This window comes from Micromonospora sp. NPDC005299 (assembly GCF_042872345.1).
Taxonomy (GTDB): Bacteria; Actinomycetota; Actinomycetes; order Mycobacteriales; family Micromonosporaceae; genus Micromonospora.
Genome location: NZ_JBIAKG010000005.1, coordinates 463,329 through 479,850, shown reverse-complemented (window position 1 = coordinate 479,850; position 16,522 = coordinate 463,329). Strand labels below are relative to the sequence as shown.

The 16,522-nt window shown below is 74.9% G+C and carries 16 protein-coding genes and 1 riboswitch; of the genes, 10 read left to right on the top strand and 6 right to left on the bottom strand.

Annotated elements, in window-relative coordinates:
* Positions 1 to 3: 3 nt before the first annotated feature.
* The 4 genes from ACFYPD_RS18125 to ACFYPD_RS18110 all read left to right on the top strand — a co-directional run bounded on the left by ACFYPD_RS18125 (position 4) and on the right by ACFYPD_RS18110 (position 3,688).
* Complete coding sequence (locus ACFYPD_RS18125; RefSeq protein ID WP_387114293.1) at positions 4 to 1,170, top strand: globin domain-containing protein; 1,167 nt, start codon at positions 4 to 6, stop codon at positions 1,168 to 1,170.
* 105 nt (positions 1,171 to 1,275) lie between these two features.
* Positions 1,276 to 1,959 (top strand): DivIVA domain-containing protein, encoded by a 684-nt coding sequence (locus tag ACFYPD_RS18120; RefSeq protein WP_387114291.1) that lies wholly within the window; start codon positions 1,276 to 1,278, stop codon positions 1,957 to 1,959.
* 169 nt (positions 1,960 to 2,128) lie between these two features.
* Positions 2,129 to 2,536 (top strand): YciI family protein, encoded by a 408-nt coding sequence (locus tag ACFYPD_RS18115; RefSeq protein WP_387114288.1) that lies wholly within the window; start codon positions 2,129 to 2,131, stop codon positions 2,534 to 2,536.
* A 6-nt stretch (positions 2,537 to 2,542) separates the two neighbouring features.
* Entirely contained in the window at positions 2,543 to 3,688 is a 1,146-nt protein-coding gene (locus tag ACFYPD_RS18110) for an RNA polymerase sigma factor (protein WP_387114285.1), read from the top strand.
* Here the strand turns inward: ACFYPD_RS18110 and ACFYPD_RS18105 are convergent.
* On the bottom strand, positions 3,666 to 4,325 hold the full coding sequence (locus ACFYPD_RS18105) for an NAD(P)H-binding protein (RefSeq protein WP_387114282.1): 660 nt from the start codon (positions 4,323 to 4,325) through the stop codon (positions 3,666 to 3,668). The genes ACFYPD_RS18110 and ACFYPD_RS18105 overlap by 23 nt on opposite strands.
* Before the next feature lie 100 nt (positions 4,326 to 4,425).
* Here ACFYPD_RS18105 and ACFYPD_RS18100 point away from each other — a divergent pair, with 100 nt between their 5' ends.
* Positions 4,426 to 5,274 carry an NAD-dependent protein deacetylase gene (locus ACFYPD_RS18100; RefSeq protein ID WP_387114279.1) on the top strand — a complete coding sequence of 283 codons (849 nt, stop codon included), beginning with the start codon at positions 4,426 to 4,428 and terminating at the stop codon, positions 5,272 to 5,274.
* Positions 5,275 to 5,339: 65 nt separating this feature from the next.
* Positions 5,340 to 5,438: riboswitch (glycine riboswitch) on the top strand.
* A gap of 73 nt (positions 5,439 to 5,511) precedes the next feature.
* Positions 5,512 to 8,334: an aminomethyl-transferring glycine dehydrogenase gene (gene gcvP / locus ACFYPD_RS18095; RefSeq protein ID WP_387114276.1), complete on the top strand. Its 2,823-nt coding sequence runs from the start codon at positions 5,512 to 5,514 to the stop codon at positions 8,332 to 8,334.
* 93 nt (positions 8,335 to 8,427) lie between these two features.
* Here gcvP and ACFYPD_RS18090 read toward each other — a convergent pair whose 3' ends face one another.
* On the bottom strand, positions 8,428 to 8,628 hold the full coding sequence (locus tag ACFYPD_RS18090) for a DUF5999 family protein (RefSeq protein ID WP_109947276.1): 201 nt from the start codon (positions 8,626 to 8,628) through the stop codon (positions 8,428 to 8,430).
* Between the two features lie 123 nt (positions 8,629 to 8,751).
* On the opposite strand from ACFYPD_RS18090, the gene ACFYPD_RS18085 reads away from it, so the two are divergent.
* Positions 8,752 to 9,945 carry a chorismate-binding protein gene (locus ACFYPD_RS18085; protein ID WP_387114273.1) on the top strand — a complete coding sequence of 398 codons (1,194 nt, stop codon included), beginning with the start codon at positions 8,752 to 8,754 and terminating at the stop codon, positions 9,943 to 9,945.
* 127 nt (positions 9,946 to 10,072) lie between these two features.
* Here ACFYPD_RS18085 and pip read toward each other — a convergent pair whose 3' ends face one another.
* On the bottom strand, positions 10,073 to 11,020 hold the full coding sequence (gene pip / locus ACFYPD_RS18080) for a prolyl aminopeptidase (RefSeq protein WP_387114270.1): 948 nt from the start codon (positions 11,018 to 11,020) through the stop codon (positions 10,073 to 10,075).
* Positions 11,021 to 11,071: 51 nt separating this feature from the next.
* Here pip and ACFYPD_RS18075 point away from each other — a divergent pair, with 51 nt between their 5' ends.
* Entirely contained in the window at positions 11,072 to 11,560 is a 489-nt protein-coding gene (locus tag ACFYPD_RS18075) for a MarR family winged helix-turn-helix transcriptional regulator (protein ID WP_387114267.1), read from the top strand.
* Between the two features lie 42 nt (positions 11,561 to 11,602).
* Here the strand turns inward: ACFYPD_RS18075 and ACFYPD_RS18070 are convergent, their stop codons facing one another.
* Both ACFYPD_RS18070 and ACFYPD_RS18065 read right to left on the bottom strand, forming a co-directional pair.
* A complete protein-coding gene (locus ACFYPD_RS18070) occupies positions 11,603 to 12,436 on the bottom strand; it encodes an ABC transporter permease (protein WP_387114264.1) in 834 nt (277 codons plus the stop codon).
* Positions 12,433 to 13,392 carry an ATP-binding cassette domain-containing protein gene (locus tag ACFYPD_RS18065; protein WP_387114261.1) on the bottom strand — a complete coding sequence of 320 codons (960 nt, stop codon included), beginning with the start codon at positions 13,390 to 13,392 and terminating at the stop codon, positions 12,433 to 12,435. Before ACFYPD_RS18065 ends, ACFYPD_RS18070 begins: the two co-directional genes overlap by 4 nt.
* 72 nt (positions 13,393 to 13,464) lie before the next feature.
* On the opposite strand from ACFYPD_RS18065, the gene ACFYPD_RS18060 reads away from it, so the two are divergent.
* Both ACFYPD_RS18060 and def read left to right on the top strand, forming a co-directional pair.
* Positions 13,465 to 14,253, top strand: a complete 789-nt coding sequence (locus tag ACFYPD_RS18060; protein ID WP_387114258.1) for a TetR/AcrR family transcriptional regulator — start codon at positions 13,465 to 13,467, stop codon at positions 14,251 to 14,253.
* 10 nt (positions 14,254 to 14,263) lie between these two features.
* The gene (gene def, locus ACFYPD_RS18055; RefSeq protein ID WP_387114255.1) at positions 14,264 to 14,773 is read left to right on the top strand and encodes a peptide deformylase; all 510 of its coding nucleotides are present in this window, start codon (positions 14,264 to 14,266) and stop codon (positions 14,771 to 14,773) included.
* A 58-nt stretch (positions 14,774 to 14,831) separates the two neighbouring features.
* On the opposite strand, the gene ACFYPD_RS18050 is transcribed toward def, so the two are convergent.
* Entirely contained in the window at positions 14,832 to 16,400 is a 1,569-nt protein-coding gene (locus tag ACFYPD_RS18050; RefSeq protein ID WP_387114252.1) for a VWA domain-containing protein, read from the bottom strand.
* Positions 16,401 to 16,522 lie beyond the last annotated feature (122 nt).

The following is a 16,522-nucleotide window of genomic DNA, read 5'->3' as shown; positions in this document are numbered from 1 at the left end:
GCCGTGGATGCGGCAAGGCTCAAGCAGAGCTGGTCCGTGGTCGCCGCGCACGGCGACCAGGTGCCGCTCTACTTCTATTCGACGTTGTTCCTGGCGTACCCGGAGACCCGGCAGATGTTCCCCACGAACATGGCCGGGCAGCGGGACCGCCTGGTGAACGCGCTGGGGCACATCGTGTCCCACGTGGACCAGGTGGACCGGCTCGTCGGGTTCCTCCAGGACCTCGGCGCGGATCACCGCAAGTTCGCGGTGCGCGCCGAGCACTACCCGGCGGTCGGTGACGCGCTGCTGGCGACGCTGCGGCACTTCTCCGGCGAGGCGTGGACCGACGAGCTGGCCGCCGACTGGGCGGCCGCGTACGGGCTGGTCGCGCAGGTGATGATGGACGCCGCGCAGGCGGCGGAGGCGAAGTCCCCGCCGTGGTGGGTGGCGGAGATCCTCGGGCACGAGCGGCGCACGTTCGACGTGGCGGTGCTGACGGTGCGCCCGCAGTACCTGCTGCAGTTCACCCCGGGCCAGTCGATCGGGGTGTCCCACCCGGCGGTGCGGTCGTGGCGTTACTACTCGCCGGCGAACGCGCCCCGCCCGGACGGGACGCTGGAGCTGCACGTGCGGGCCGCGCCGGGTGGCGCGGTGTCGTCGCGGCTGGTGTACGGGTGCGCGGTGGGTGACCAGTTGCACCTGGCCGCGCCGGTGGGCGACCAGTTGTCGTTGTGGCAGGCCGGGTCGTCGGATCTGCTGCTGATGGCCGGTGGCACCGGCTGGGCGCCGGTGAAGTCCCTGCTGGAGCAGGTCGCCGCGGAGGGCGTGGGCCGCCGGGTGGACCTGTACGTGGGGGCCCGCTCCCGGCTGGAGTTCTACGACAGCGAGGCGATCGACAAGTTCGCCGCCTCGTACCCGTGGCTGCGGGTGACGTACGTGGCGGGGTCGGACCCGCGGCGGCCGGGTGAGTTCGTGCAGGTGGCCGATCAGGCCCTGGCCGACGGCGACTGGCGGTCCCGGCACGTGTACGTGTGCGGCTCCGACGAGATGGTGAGCCATTCGGTGGCGGCGCTGACCGCCGCCGGCTACCAGCCGGGCCAGCTGCACCACGAGGGTTTCGGCAAGCACTGGTACGGGCCGGCGTTCCGGACCATGACCGCCCCTGACGATTCCGGAGGTGTCCGGTGAGTGAGCCGAAGTTGCGAGCCCCGCAGTCGCGAACGGGGGTGGCTCGGTGAGTGCGAGGAGTGAGTCGAAGTTGCGAGCCCCGCAGTCGCGAACGGGGGTGGCTCGGTGAGTGCGACCCCGATCAGCAGGTACGAGGGCCAGGTGACCGGTGGTGCGGTGCAGGTGCGCCTCAGCGCCGACCGGGTGCGCCGGTGGGAGTTCGGGTCGGCGTCGTTCACCCGCCGTGGCTACGACCACGCCGACGTGGACCGGTTCCGGCTGCAGGTGGCCGACGAGCTGGACCTGCTGGCCACTCAGCTGGCGAACCTGCGGGCCGAGAACGAGCGGCTCAACGACCACCTGGAGCTGCACCGGCACGGGGTGATCCCGAGCGCCGACACCGCGGCGGCTGCGCCCGCGGCGAAGGAGGTGAACCTGCTGTCGGCGGCGCAGCGGGAGGCCGAGCAGATCATCGCGCAGGCCCACGACTACGCCCGCCGGGTCGCCGAGTACGCCCGGATGCAGTACGAGAGCTACATGCAGGCCGCGGCGGAGGAGGCGAAGCAGGAGGCCGAGCGGGCGGTGACGGAGTACCGCAGCACCGCCGGGGTGAACTTCGACGACTCGGTGGCCACCCGGGAGGCCCTGCGGATCTTCGGCGAGATGATGATCTCGCACATGCAGGCGGCGGCCCGCCACCTCGACGACGGCAGCGAGCAGCTGTCGCGGACGATGGAGCGGATCGCCCGGGAGGTGCCCGCGGTCGGCGGTGGGCAGCCGCAGGTGGCGCTGCCCCGCCATCAGCGCTGAGCGGCGGCCCGGCCCACCGGGGTGACCCCGGTGGGCCGGGCCGTCACGTGCGCGGAGTCTGGGAAAAGTCGGCCAGAAAATGTCGCGGCGGGATGTCGAGAACCGGGGCGCGGCTCCGTCCCTGGCGTGAACACGGCCACAATGGCCGTACCGCTCCGAGGAGAACACGATGGCCAAGTACCTGCTGCTCAAGCACTACCGGGGCGCGCCGGCGGCGGTCAACGACGTGCCGATGGACCAGTGGACGCCGGAGGAGGTTTCGGCCCACGTGCAGTACATGCGTGACTTCGCCGCCCGGCTCGAGGGCATCGGCGAGTTCGTCGACGGTCAGGCGCTCTCCCCGGAGGGCACGTTCGTCCGCTACGACGGCGAGGGGCGGCCGCCGGTCACCGACGGTCCGTTCGCGGAGACCAAGGACCTCATCGCCGGCTGGATGGTGATCGACGTCGAGACCTACGAGCGGGCGCTCGAGCTGGCCGGGGAGCTGTCCGCGGCTCCGGGTGCGGGTGGGAAGCCGATCCACGAGTGGCTCGAGGTGCGCCCGTTCCTGGGCGAGGCCCCGACGATCACGGAGTGACGCACGGTGGATGAGGCTCTGCTGCGGACCCTCACCCCCACCGTGATCGGGATCCTCGTCCGTCGCGGAGCCGACTTCGCGGCGGCCGAGGATGCCGTCCAGGACGCCTTGGTCGAGGCCGTGCGGGTGTGGCCGGACGACCCGCCGCGCGAGGTCAAGGGCTGGCTGGTCACGGTGGCGTGGCGCAAGTTCCTCGACGCCGTCCGCGCCGATGACTCCCGACGGCACCGGGAGGCCCGCGTCGAGGGCGAGCCCCTACCTGGCCCGGGGGAGGCGGCGGACGACACGCTTCAGCTGTATTTCCTGTGCGCGCACCCGTCCCTGACACCGGCGTCGGCCGTCGCGCTCACGCTGCGCGCGGTGGGCGGCCTGACCACGCGTCAGATCGCGCAGGCCTACCTCGTGCCGGAGGCGACCATGGCCCAGCGGATCAGCCGGGCCAAGCGGACCGTCTCGGGGGTCCGGTTCCGCCAGCCCGGTGACATCGCCACGGTGCTGCGCGTGCTCTACCTGGTGTTCAACGAGGGCTACTCCGGTGACGTCGACCTCGCCGGGGAGGCGATCCGGCTCACCCGTGAGCTGGCGGCCCGGACCCACCACGAGGAGGTCGCGGGCCTGCTCGCGCTCATGCTGCTGCACCACGCTCGGCGCCCGGCGCGGACCGGCCCCGACGGCCGGCTCGTGCCGCTCGCCGAGCAGGACCGCGGGCGGTGGAACACCCGCCTGATCGCCGAGGGCGTCGACGTGCTCCAGAGCGCCCTCGCCCGCGACCGCCTGGGCGAGTTCCAGGCCCAGGCGGCCATCGCCGCGCTCCACGCCGACGCCCGGACGGTCGAGGAGACCGACTGGGTGCAGATCGTCGAGTGGTACGACGAACTGGTGCGCCTCACCGACAGCCCGGTGGCCCGCCTCAACCGGGCTGTCGCGGTCGGCGAGGCCGACGGCCCGCGGGCCGGCCTGGCCGCCCTGGCCGGGCTCGACCCGGCCCTGCCCCGCCACGCCGCCGTCGCGGCGTACCTGCACGAGCGTGACGGCGACCCGGTAACCGCGGCGCGGCTCTACGCCGAGGCCGCCCGGTCGGCGCCCAGCCTTCCCGAACGCGACCACCTCACCCGACAGGCGGCCCGGCTCAACGCGCAGCGGCGCGGGTGACCGCCTCGGCGATGGGGGTCTCCCCGCCGACCAGCTCCAGGGTGAGCCCGGCGGTGTCCGGGGCGGCCAGCAGGGCGAGCAGGACCCGGGCCACGTCGGCGCGGGTGACCGCCCCGGGGTCGACGTGCCCGGCCAGGGTGATCCGGCCGACCGGCGCGTCGTCGGTGAGCCGACCGGGGCGCAGCACGGTGACGTCGAGGTCCCGGCCGCGGAGGTCGTCCTCGGCGGCTTTCTTCGCCCGCAGGTACGCCGCCCACACCTCGTCGGCGCCGGCCTTCGGGGGCCGGTCCACGCCCATCGAGGAGACCAGCAGGTAGCGGCGGACCCCGGCGCGTTGCGCGGCGTCGGCGAGCAGCACGGCGGCGGCCCGGTCGACGGTGTCCTTGCGGGCCGCGCCGCTGCCCGGGCCCGCGCCGGCGGCGAAGACCACCGCGTCGGCGCCGGCCAGGTGCCCGGCGACGGTGTCGACGTCGGTGTGTTCCAGGTCGCAGACGACCGGTTCGGCGCCGGCGGCGCGCAGCGCGGCCGCGTGCTCCGGGTTGCGGATCAACCCGACGGCGGTGTCGCCGCGGCCGGCGAGTTCCCGCTCCAGCAGTTTGGCGATCTTCCCGTGGCCTCCGGCGATGACGACGCGCATGCCCTCAACCTAGCCCCGCGACCGGGCCCCCACCCGGCGAGCGGCCGCGACCGGCGGGGTCGGGGTCGTCGGCGGCGGTCGGGCGAGGCAGCATGGACGGGTGACCGAGACGTTCGACGCGTTGACCCGGCTGGTGGGCGCCGGGGACGTGGTGGTGCTCAGCGGCGCCGGCCTGTCCACCGAGTCGGGCATCCCGGACTACCGGGGGCCCTCCGGCGCGGCCCGCCGGCACACCCCGATGACCTACCAGGCGTTCACCCGCGACCCGGACGCGCGGCGGCGCTACTGGGCGCGCAGCCACCTGGGCTGGCGGTTGATCGCCCGGGCCGCCCCCAACGACGGGCACCGGGCGGTCGCCCGGCTGCAACGCGCCGGCCTGCTCGGCGGGATCATCACCCAGAACGTCGACGGCCTGCACACCGCCGCCGGCGCCACCGGCGTGGTCGAGCTGCACGGCCGTCTCGACGAGGTGACCTGCCTGGACTGCGGGAACCTGACCTCCCGCGACGAGCTGGACCGGCGGCTGACCGAGGCCAACCCCGGCTTCGACGCGCACGTCGCGCACGTCAACCCCGACGGCGACGTGGACCTGCCCGACGAGGCGGTGGCCCGCTTCCGCACCGTCGACTGCGGCATCTGCGGCGCCGGGATGCTCAAACCCGACGTGGTGTTCTTCGGCGAGACGGTGCCCGCGCCGCGGGTCGCCGACTGTTTCGCCCGGGTCGAGCGGGCCCGGGCGCTGCTGGTGCTCGGCTCCTCCCTGACCGTCATGTCGGGACGCCGGTTCGTGCTGCGCGCGGCGAAGCTCGGCATCCCGGTGGCCATCGTCAACCAGGGCCCCACCCGCGGCGACGGGCACGCCACCCTCACCCTCGACGCGCCGCTGGGCGCCACGCTGACCGCCCTGGCCGACCGGGTCGCCGCCGGACCGGTTCCCGCCGCCGTGTGACCCACGCCCCGCCGGGTACGACATGAGCCGGAAACATGGTCGCTGGTAGCGTTGACCATGCCGGTACCACCCACGTGGGAGAGACCGCCCGGGAAGCACCCGGACGGCGCCGAAGGGGCAGATTCTCCCCGGAACCTCTCAGGCAAAAGGACCACGTGGGCAGGCGCTGTGGAGCGCGTCAGCGCGACTCAGGGGGAGGCCGACCCGTCGACCTCGCCCCCGCAAGGAGCGCAGCGCATGACCGCAGAGCAGTTCGCCGACCGGCACATCGGCCCCGGCCCGGACGACGAGCGCCGGATGCTGGAGACCGTCGGCCACAGCTCCATCGACGAGCTGATGGACGCCGCGATCCCCGAGGTGATCCGCTGGCACGGCGCCCTGGACCTGCCCGCCCCGGCCAGCGAGCGGGAGGCCATCGCCGAGCTGCGCGCCCTGGCCGCCCGCAACACCGTCGCCGTGTCGATGATCGGGCTGGGCTACCACGGCACGCACACCCCGGCGGTGATCCGCCGCAACGTGCTGGAGAACCCCGCCTGGTACACCGCGTACACGCCGTACCAGCCGGAGATCAGCCAGGGCCGCCTCGAAGCGCTGCTGAACTTCCAGACCATGGTCACCGACCTGACCGGGCTGGCCACCGCCAACGCCTCGATGCTCGACGAGGGCACCGCCGCGGCCGAGGCCATGACCCTCGCCCGCCGTGCGGCGAAGACCAAGAGCCCGGTGTACGTGGTCGACGCGGACACCCTGCCGCAGACCATCGCGGTGATCACCAGCCGCGCGGAGCCGCTCGGCATCGACGTGCGGGTGCTCGACGTGGAGCGCGACGAGTTGCCCGCCGAGTTCTTCGGCCTGCACCTGCAGTACCCGGGGGCGTCCGGCGCGGTGCGCGACCACACCCCGCTGGTGGAGGCCGCGCACGCCGCCGGCGCGCTCGTGACGGTCGCCGCGGACCTGCTGGCGTTGACCCTGCTGCGCCCGCCCGGCGAGATCGGCGCCGACATCGCCGCCGGCACCACCCAGCGCTTCGGCGTGCCGATGGGCTTCGGCGGCCCGCACGCCGGCTACCTGGCCGTCCGGTCCGGGCTGGAGCGGATGCTGCCCGGCCGGCTCGTCGGGGTGTCCAAGGACGCCGACGGCAACCCGGCGTACCGGCTGGCGTTGCAGACCCGCGAGCAGCACATCCGCCGGGAGAAGGCGACCAGCAACATCTGCACCGCGCAGGTGCTCCTGGCCGTGATGGCCGGCATGTACGCCGTCTACCACGGCCCGGACGGGCTGCGGGACATCGCCCGGCGTACCCATGAGGCGGCGGCGCGGCTCGCGGCCGGGCTGCGCGCCGGCGACGTCGAGGTCGCGGACGTCGCGTTCTTCGACACCGTCACCGCGACCGTGCCGGGGCGGGCAGCCGAGGTGGTGGCCGCCGCCGCGCGGCGGAACGTGAACCTGCGGCTGGTCGACGCCGACCGGGTCGGCATCTCCTGCGACGAGACCACCACCGCCGCGCACCTGGCGGCGGTGTGGGCGGCGTTCGGCGTCGCCGGGGTCGACGGCGAGGTGGACGCGGCGCTGCCCGACGACCTGGCCCGCTGCAGCGACTTCCTGACCCACCCGGCGTTCCGCACGCACCACTCGGAGACGGCGATGCTGCGCTATCTGCGCCGGCTGTCGGACTTCGACTACGCCCTGGACCGGGGGATGATCCCGCTGGGGTCGTGCACGATGAAGCTGAACGCCACCACCGAGATGGAGCCGGTCACCTGGCCGGAGTTCGCGCACCTGCACCCGTTCGCCCCGGCGGAGCAGACCGCCGGCTACCGGGAGCTGATCGCCCAGCTGGAGGGCTGGCTGGCCGAGGTCACCGGCTACGACGCGGTCAGCGTGCAGCCCAACGCCGGGTCGCAGGGGGAGCTGGCCGGGCTGCTGGCCATCCGGGCCTACCACCGCGAGCGCGGCGAGGCGCACCGCGACGTGTGCCTGATCCCGTCGTCGGCGCACGGCACCAACGCCGCGTCGGCGGTGATGGCCGGCATGCGGGTCGTCGTGGTCGGCTGCGACGACGACGGCAACGTCGACCTCGTCGACCTCGACGCGAAGATCGACAAGCACCGGGACGCGCTCGCCGCGATCATGGTGACCTACCCGTCCACCCACGGGGTGTACGAGACGGGCATCGCGCAGCTGTGCGCGAAGGTGCACGACGCCGGCGGGCAGGTGTACGTCGACGGCGCGAACCTCAACGCGCTCGTCGGGTTCGCCAAGCCGGGCCGGTTCGGGGCGGACGTGTCGCACCTGAACCTGCACAAGACGTTCTGCATCCCGCACGGCGGTGGCGGCCCCGGCGTGGGCCCGGTGGCGGTGCGGGCGCACCTGGCGCCGTTCCTGCCCGGCGACCCGCTGGGCGCGCACAGCGACGGGCGGCCGGCGATCTCCGCGGCGAACCACGGGTCGGCGGGGATCCTGCCGATCCCGTGGGCGTACCTGCGGATGATGGGCGCCGAGGGGCTGGCGCGGGCCACCGGTGTGGCGGTCCTCGCGGCGAACTACGTGGCCGCGCGGCTGCGGCAGCACTTCCCGGTGCTGTACGCCGGCAACAAGGGCCTGGTGGCGCACGAGTGCATCCTGGACCTGCGGCCGCTGACGAAGACGACCGGGGTGAGCGTGGACGACGTGGCGAAGCGGCTGATCGACTACGGCTTCCACGCGCCGACGATGTCGTTCCCGGTGGCCGGGACGCTGATGGTGGAGCCGACCGAGAGCGAGGACCTGGCCGAGCTGGACCGGTTCTGCGACGCGATGATCGCCATCCGCGCGGAGATCGACAAGGTCGGCTCGGGGGAGTGGCCGGCGGGGGACAACCCGCTGTCCAACGCGCCGCACACCGCGGCGATGGTGTCGGGTGACGAGTGGCCGCACCCGTACCCGCGGTCGGTGGGCGCGTACCCGGCCGGCGTGCAGCGGGCGGGGAAGTACTGGCCGCCGGTGCGGCGGATCGACGGCGCGTACGGCGACCGGAACCTGGTCTGCTCGTGTCCGGCGCCGGAGGCGTTCGAGAGCTGAGGCGCAGCGCGCCGGGGCGGTGCAGAGCCGCCGCCCCGGCCGGCGCGTCGACCGGTGGGGCCGACGCGTACGCTCCCTGACGGAGCGTGATGGTCAGGCGACGAGGGCGTGCCGGGCGGGGCCGCGGTGCGGGGCGATGGTGCTGCCGTCGGGGAGCAGCTCACCGGTGTCCTCGAAGACGATGACACCGTTGCAGAGCAGGCTCCAGCCCTGCTCACGGAAGCAGGCGATGACGCGTGCGGCTTCGCGATCGGTCGCCTCAGCGGAGGGGCAGGTGGGTAGGTGCTGGCACATCGGGTTCTCCGGACTGTGGGGGCACTGTGTCATGGTTCACATGACCAGTGACGCACAGTACCAAGCGGAAGCGCGCGCTATCGAGCAAGGATGCGGCTTGTTCACCCGAAATCGGCTGAACGGATGAGTGTGAACCGACCGGACGGCGTGGAAGCGCTCCCATCGGTGCGGGTCGACGTGCCCGCGGCGCCGCCCCAGTGCCGGGACCGGCTCGTGGAACGGGCCCGGCTGGAATGGTGGCTCGCCGACGGCGGCGACCCGGCGAGACTCGCCGAGGACTTCCTGGCCGCGCACGGCGTGGCCCTGACCGACCTGGCCCGGCCGGCCGCCCACGACCCGCACGGGACCTGCGGCGCCGCACTGTTCCTGTCCGCCGCGGCCGGAGCCCGGGCCGCCGGCGGCGCGACGGGCGCACCCACCCCGGTGCCCGCGCTGCCGGACCTCGTGGTGGTGGTCTACGGCCACGCCGACCGGCCGGCCCCGCAGGACGGCCCCGGACCGGGCGGCTGGTGGCTGGGCCCGTGGCGGGACAGCTGGACGCCGGCCGCGCACGCCCAGGCCGTGACGGCGGTCCGGGCGGCCATCGGGCGCGGCGACGTCTACCAGGTCACCATCGTGGGCCACGCCGCCGTCGGGTACGCCGGCGATCCGCTGCCCGCCCTCGCGCGGCTGGGCGCGCTGCCCGGCGCCCGCTACGGCGGCACCCTGTCCGGGCTCGGCTGGGCGATCGGCTGCGCCTCCCCGGAGACCCTCGTCGCCGTGGAGGGCGGCCGCCTGATCACCCGGCCGATCAAGGGCACCCGCCCGGCCACCCCGGCCGGCCGCCGCGAGCTGCTCGCCTCGGGCAAGGAACGCGCCGAGCACGTCATGATCGTCGACCTGGAACGCAACGACCTGGCCCGGGTGGCCCGCACCGGCTCGGTGCGGGTCGACGAGCTGTTCGCCGTACGCCGGTGGTGTGACCTGTGGCAGGCCGAGTCGACGGTGTCCGCCGCGCCCGCCGACGGGCTGGGCCTGGCCGACCTGCTGCGCGCGGTCTGCCCCGGCGGGTCGGTGACCGGCGCCCCGAAGCTCGCCGCCCTGGACGGGATCGCCGCTCTGGAGCCGGTGGGCCGCGGCGCGAGCATGGGCGCGCTCGGCTGGGTCGGGCCGGGCCGCGTGGACCTGGGCTTGACCATCCGCACCGCCGCCGCGGACGCCGAGCGGCTGCACCTGTGGGCCGGTGGCGGCATCACCTGGGGCAGCGACCCGGCCGCCGAGGTCGCCGAGGCCGCCGCGAAGGCCGCCCCGATCCGGGCCCTGCTGGCCGCCGCCTGATCCGCTTCGGTCCGGGCCCTGCTGGCCGCCGCCTAATCCCCTTCGGTCCGGGCCCTGCCGGCCGCCGCCTTACCCGCTTCGGTCCGGGCCCTGCCGGCGGCCCCGCGCGACCGCCGGGTGGCGCGGGTCAGGCGCGGGCGAAGGCGTCCAGGGCGGCGACCACCCGCTCGCCCACCCCGTGGCCGCTGCCGTGGCCGCCGGACTCGACGATCTCCAGCCGGGCGTCGGGCCAGTTCCGGGTGAGCTGCCAGGCGATGTCCGGCGGGCCGCTGACGTCCAGGCGGCCCTGCACCAGGACGCCGGGGATCCCGGCGAGCTGGCCGGCGTCGCGCAGCAGCTGCCCGTCCGGCAGGAACCCGAGGTTGCTGAAGTAGTGGGTGACCAGCCGGGTGAAGCCGGCCCGGAACACCGGGTCGGCGTAGCGGGGGCTGGGCGCGAACCCGCCGGCCAGGGAGACGTGCACGTCCTCCCAGGCGCACCAGTCCCGGGCGGCCCGGTCGCGCACCCGCGGGTCCGGGTCGTTGACGAGGCGGGCGTACGCGGCGGACAGGTCGCCGTCGCGCTCGGCCGCCGGCACGCCGTCGCGGAAGCGGGCCCACTCCTCGGGGAAGATCCGGCCCATGTCCCGGGTCACCCAGTCGATCTCCCGGCGGGTGTTGGCGACCACGCTGAACAGCACCAGCGCGGTGACCCGCTGCGGGTGGCGCTGGGCGTACGCCAGGGACAGCGACGAGCCCCAGGAGGCGCCGCAGAGCAGCCACCGGTCGACGCCCAGGTGTTCGCGCAGCCGTTCCATGTCGGCCAGCAGGTGCGCCGTGGTGTTGACCGACAGGTCGGTGGCCGGATCGCTGGCGGGCGGGGTGCTGCGGCCGCAGCCGCGCTGGTCGAACAGGACGATCCGGTAGGCGGCCGGGTTGAACAGCCGCCGCCACGAGGCGCCCGCGCCGGAGCCGGGGCCGCCGTGCACCACCAGGGCCGGCCGGCCGTCGGGGTTGCCGCAGGTCTCCCAGTGCATCCGCTGGCCGTCGCCGACGTCGAGCTGGCCCTGCGCGTACGGCTCGATCGGTGGATACATCGGGTTCCCCTCCCACGGCCCAGATACAACAGCGCTGTTACATTAGCGGACGTGACCGCCACCCCCGACCGCGAGGCCCTCGGCACCCTGCTGCGCCACGTTCTCGAGCTGCTCGACGGCGACGTCGCCGCCGTCTACGCCGACCTCGACCTGGCCGACTACCGACCGCGCTTCTCACCGCTGGTGCGGGTGCTGGTCGCCGACGGGCCCCTCGCGATCCGCGACCTGGCCGCCCGGGTCGGCGTCACCCACTCCGCGGCCAGCCAGAGCGTCGCCCAGATGGCCCGCGCCGGCCTGGTCGTCCTGGCTCCCGGCGCGGACGCCCGGCAGCGCATCGTCACCCTCACCGACCGGGCGCACGCCCTGCTGCCGGTGATCGAGGCGGAGTGGGCGGCCACCACCACCGCCATGCGAGGGCTCGACGCCGAGCTGCCCGTACCCCTGGCCGACGAGCTGTACGCGGTGCTCGCCGCGCTGCGCCGCCGGCCGCTGCGCGACCGGATCGCCGACACCGGCCTGGCGCCCACCCGGCCGGCCTGACCCGCGCGGCCCCCGGCGCAGCGGAGCCGCCGCGGCGCGGCTCTACCGGCCCAGGCGCTGCCAGCGGCGCACGGACAGCGGCAGGAACACGGCGACCAGCAGCAGCGGCCAGGCCACCGCCAGGGCCACCGCGTGCTCGGCGGGCCAGGAGCCGGCGCCCCAGCCGGGGTTGCCGAACAGGTCCCGGGCGGCGGCGACGGTGGCCGACAGCGGGTTCCAGGCGGCGACCGCGGCGAGCCACCCCGGCATGGTGGCCGGGGCGACGAACGCGTTGGAGGCGAAGCCCAGCGGCCAGACCAGGATCTGCAGCGCGGCGACCGTCTCGGGGCGGCGCAGCAGCAGCGCCAGGTACACCCCGAGCCAGATCAACGCGAAGCGCAGGAGCAGCAGCAGCGCCACCGCGGCCAGCGCGGCGAGCGGGCCGCGGTGCGGCTGCCAGCCGACCAGGACGCCGCAGGCGAGCACCACCGCGAGGGCCACCGCGGAGTGCAGCAGGTCGGCCACGGCCCGGCCGGTGACCACCGCGGCGCGGCTCATCGGCAACGAGCGGAACCGGTCGGTCACGCCACGGGCGGTGTCCACCGCCACGGCCGTGTAGGTGGTCTCCACGCCGAAGAGCATGGTCATGGCCACCATGCCGGGCAGCAGGAACTCCCGGTAGTCGGCGCCGTCGGACAGCGCCAAGGCCCCGCCGCCGTCGGGCAGTGCCATGGCGCCGCCGAACAGGTAGCCGAACATCAGCAGCAGCAGGACGGGAAACAGCAGGCCGACCAGCACCTCGCCGGGGCGGCGCGCCCAGTGGGCGAGGGTCCGGCGGGTCAGGACGGCGGTGTCGGCGGCGGCCCAGCGGGCCCGCGACAGCGGCAGGACACTCATGCCGGCACCTCCGTGCGGGTGTCGGTGAGGTGCAGGAACACCTCGTCGAGGGTGGGGCGGCGCACCGCCACGTCGCCGGCGCGCAGGCCGGCGGCCTCCACCGCGCGCAGCACCGCGGCGAGCGCGGCGACCCGGTCGGTGACCGCGACGCTGAGCCGCAGCGCGGCACGGTCGACGGTGGGCGCCACGCCGGTGGCGGCGGTGACCGCCGCGGCGGCCGCGGCCAGGTCGTCGGGGTGGTGCAGCACCACGTCGATCCGGTCACCGCCGAGGGTCGACTTCAGCTCCTCCGGCGTGCCGGCGGCGGTCACCCGCCCGTGGTCGAGCACCCGCACAGTGTCGGCGAGCCGGTCGGCCTCCTCCAGGTACTGGGTGGTCAGCAGGACGGTGGTCCCGGCGTCGACCAGGGCGCGGACGGCGTCCCAGACGTCGCTGCGGGCGCGCGGGTCCAGGCCGGTGGTGGGTTCGTCGAGGAACAGCACCGGCGGGTCGACGATCAGCGCGGCGGCCAGGTCGAGCCGGCGGCGCATCCCGCCGGACCAGCCGGCCACCGGCCGGTGGGCGGCCCCGGCCAGGTCGAAGCGGTCCAGCAGGTCGTCGGCGCGGGCCGCCGCCCGGGCCGGGGAGAGGTGGTGCAGCCGACCGAACAGCACCAGGTTCTGCCGGCCGCCCAGGATCTCGTCGACCGCCGCGTGCTGGCCCACCAGGCCCAGGTGCGCGCGGGCCCGGTCGGCCTGCCGCCGCACGTCGTACCCGGCGACCCGGGCCACCCCGGAGTCGGCGCGCAGCAGGGTGGTGAGGATGCGGACCAGGGTGCTCTTGCCGGCCCCGTTCACCCCGAGGACCGCGCAGACCGTGCCCGCGGGCACCGCCAGGTCGACGCCGTCCAGGGCGACCAGGTCGCCGTAACGCTTGCGCAGGCCCTGCGCCTCGATCGCCGGTCCGTCCCGTCGCATCGCCCCTCCGCTCCCTCGTCCGGTACGCCGTACCGTACACCACACGACAAGGGGGGTCGGTACAGTCGGCGGGTGACCACCGAGTACAGCGGCACCGGGGACCCGGCGCGCAGCCTCGCCCTGCTCTGGCGTACCCGGGAGAAGGCCAGCCGCAAGGGCGGCGACCTCTCCGTGGAGCGGATCGTGCGCGCGGCCATCGAGGTCGCCGACGCCGACGGGCTGGCCGCGCTGTCGATGCGCCGGGTCGCCGAGCGGCTCGGGGTGGGCACCATGACCCTCTACACGCACGTGCCCGGTAAGGGCGAGCTGCTCGACGTCATGCTCGACACCGTCTACGGCGAGACCGCCCGCCCGGAGCAGGTGCCGGGCGGCTGGCGGGGCCGGCTGGCGCAGATCGCCCGGGAGAACTTCGCCCTCTACCTGCGCCACCCGTGGCTGCTGCAGGTCGCCACGACCCGCCCGCCGCTGGGCCCGAACCTGATCGCCAAGTACGAGTACGAGCTGCGCGCCGTCGACGGCATCGGCCTGACCGACCTGGAGATGGACGCCGTGGTCACCCTGGTCACCGGCTACGTCCACGGCGCGGCCCGCCCGGCGGTGGAGGCGGCCCAGGCCACCCGGCAGACCGGGATGACCGAGCAGCAGTGGTGGCACGCGCACGCCCCGTACCTGGAGAAGGTCCTCGACCCGAACCGGTTCCCGCTCGCCGCCCGGGTGGGCGCCACCGCCGGCGAGGAGTACCAGGCCGCCGGGGACCCGGCCCGCGCCTTCGAGTTCGGGCTGGCCCGCCTGCTCGACGGCGTCGAGGTCCTGGTCCGCGACCGGGCGGGTGCCGCACCCGCCGGGGTAACGGGCGGATAGCCTTCCGGGCATGACTATGCGCCCGATCCGGATCATCGGCGACCCCGTGCTGCGCACCCCGTCCGAGCCGGTGACCAGTTTCGACGCCGAGCTGCGCGCGCTCGTGCAGGACCTCATGGACACGCTGCTCGGCGCGCCCGGCCGGGCCGGCGTGGCGGCCCCGCAGATCGGGGTGAACGCGCAGGTGTTCGTCTACGACGCCGACGGGCACCGCGGCCACCTGATCAACCCGACGCTGGAGCTGTCCGAGGAGCGCCAGGACGACGACGAGGGCTGCCTGTCCATTCCCGGGCTGTACTTCCCGACGTCGCGGGCCATGCACGCCAGCGCGCACGGCTTCGACCAGCACGGCCAGCCGCTGACCATCGCCGGCAGCGGGTTCCTGGCCCGCGCGCTGCAGCACGAGACCGACCACCTGCACGGCCGCCTGTACGTGGACACGCTGCGCGGCGACACCCGCCGCCGGGCGCTGCGGGAGATCCGCGCCGGCCGCTTCGACTCGCCCAGCCGCGGCCGCTGACCGCGAGGTGCGGGGGCGGCCGGCACGCCGGCCACCCCCGCACATCAGTCGCGACGGGTCACTTCGGCGGCGGAGCCACCAGGCAGGTCGCGGTCGAGGTGTTACCGGAGTCGTCCACGCCGGTGATGATCGCGTCGCCACGCAACGTCACCTTGTAGTCGATGTCGCCGGTGCCGTCCTTGACCCGGGACTGCGCGCCCGGCGCCTGCACCAGCTTGATCTTCGTGCCGGCCGGGAACGGCCCGAACCGCACCGACGGGTCGGCGGCGTCGGAGATGTAGACCTGGACCGCCGTGTCGACGATGTCGGTCGCGGTCAACTGGTAGAACCCGTCCGGGTTGTACGAGCCGGGGATGTTGCCGCCGCTCGGGTTGTTGGTCGGCACGCACCGCGTGACCGCCGCGGTGGTGTCGACCACCCGCATCACCGCGGTGTCGCTGCCGGTGTTGCCGGCGGCGTCGGTGGCGGTGCAGGTGACCGTGGTGGCGCCCAGCGGGAAGGTGCTGCCGGGCGGCGGCGCGCAGGTCGGGGTGAGCGGACCGTCGACGTTGTCGGTGGCGCTCGCCGGGTAGTTGATCACCGCGCCGGCGGGGCTGGTGGCCTCCACGGTCCGGTCGTCCACGACGACGGTCGGCGGGGTCACGTCGTTGACTGTCACCGCGATGTGCTCGACGAACGCCGGCCCGCCGGAGAGGCCGTTGAGCAGGAACTCCACCGTGCAGTGCAGGGTGGCGCCCTGCGCGGCGTCGCCGGCGACCGTGATGGTCTCGGCGAACGGCACGTCGGAGCCGCTCTGCTGGGTCTTCGACGGCGCGTCGAAGCTCACCGACAGGCCCGGGTCGCAGACCACCTGCGGGGCGACCGTCACGTCGAGGTCCCGCAGCCCGGACAGGATCGCCGCGGTGACGGTGTCCGGGGCGCTGCCGACCACCTGCCCGCCGGTGGCCGCGGCCACGTCGGTGGCCTGCCCGGTCGCGTCCAGGCCGCCGCCCCCGCCGGTGACGTCGACCGCGAGCACGCGGGCGTCGTCGGCCTGCAGCGCGGCGGTGGCCTGCGCCAGGGTGTGCCCGGCGCTCGGGTCGTGGCTGGGCGCGTCGCCCACCAGCACCACGATGCGGCTGCTGCCGGCCCGGTAGGCGATTCCCCCGTCGGAGACCTGGAACAGCCCGTTCACCCACGCCTCCGGGACGTCGCCGCCGCCCCCGGCGGCCAGCCCGTCGACCGCGTTCTGCAGCGCGGTGGCGTCGCCGGTCAGGTTCTGCCGGACCCGGAACAGCTCCGCGCCGTCACCCTCGTCGCGGTAGGAGGCCACCGCGAACTGTGCGCTGGGCTGCGCCCCGCGCACATTGTTGATCACCTGTTGCAGGTTGGTGCGGACGTTGGCGATGGCCGCGCCCATGCTGCCGGTCGTGTCGACCAGCAGCACCACGTCCGGGTTCGGCGGGATCGGCGGCGTCGAGACCACCTTGCTGATGCCGATGGTGGCGCCGGGGTCCGCGGACCGGTCCACGGTGGCCGGGTCGACGCCGGGCGCCGCCCACGCGGGCGTGGCCGTGACCAACGCGGTCACCGCGGCAGCCACGGTCACCGCCGTTCTTCGCCCGTGGGGCACTGCTGTGAAACCCATCGTGTCTCCTTCAGCTCCGCCGCGCCCGCCCCGGGCGCGGCCTCGAAGCCAGACGCTAGGGGCTGGGCCGCGCCGGATCGGTCAGACACAAGCCCAGGTCAGGGTCGGGTTGTTGACCCGGC